Source organism: Acidovorax sp. HMWF018, from assembly GCF_003061035.1.
Taxonomy (GTDB): domain Bacteria; phylum Pseudomonadota; class Gammaproteobacteria; order Burkholderiales; family Burkholderiaceae_C; genus Acidovorax; species Acidovorax delafieldii.
Genome location: NZ_QAIM01000342.1, coordinates 11,195 through 11,959, shown reverse-complemented (window position 1 = coordinate 11,959; position 765 = coordinate 11,195). Strand labels below are relative to the sequence as shown.

The window sequence follows — 765 nt, the reverse complement described above, 5'->3', positions numbered from 1 at the left end:
GGGCGTGGCACGGTAGCGCGCGCCATGCAAGCCGTGCACCGCAGAACCCTTCTGGCCTGGCTGGCAGCGTCGTTCGGCGGTGCGGCCAGCGCGCAGGCCGCTTTCCCCTCACGCCCGCTGCGCATCGTCGTGCCCAATGCGGCGGGCGGTGCGGCCGACATCACGGCGCGCACCGTGGGCCAGAAGATCGCCGGCCCGCTGGGGCAAAGCGTGGTCATCGAAAACAAGCCCAGCGCAGGCGGCGTGGTGGCGGGAGACCTGGTAGCGCGGGCTGAGCCCGACGGCCACACGCTGCTGCTGGTGAGCAGTGGCACGGCGGTGAGCGCCGCGCTGTTCCAGTCGCTGCCGTTCGACACTCTCAAGGACTTTGCGCCCGTCTCGCTGCTGGCCACGTTTGATCTGGCCGTGGTGGTGAAAGAAGGCGGGCGTTTTGCCACCCTGGCCGAGCTGCTGGCTTATGCGCGAGCCCACCCGGGCAAGCTCAATATCGGCACGCCACAGATCGGCACCACACAGAACCTGGCGGCCGAGCTGTTCAAGGCGACGGCGGGCATCGACGCGCAGGTGGTGCCTTTCAATGGCACGCCGCCGGTCATCACGGCGCTGCGGGGTGGCGAGATCGACGTGATGATCGACATCCTGGGTGGTCTCATGCCACAGATCGGCGCCAAGGCCCTGCGGCCGCTGGCTGTGATGGGCGCGCAGCGGGCGCCGCAGTTGCCCGACGTGCCCACGGTGCGCGAAAGCGGCGGGCCACTGGCGGGC

The 765-nt window shown here is 70.1% G+C and carries 1 protein-coding gene; it reads left to right on the top strand.

The window, feature by feature from the left end; all coding sequences use genetic code 11:
- Positions 1 to 24: 24 nt before the first annotated feature.
- Positions 25 to 765: tripartite tricarboxylate transporter substrate-binding protein (locus tag DBR23_RS12910; RefSeq protein WP_233250437.1), on the top strand; the 741-nt coding region annotated here is incomplete at its 3' end.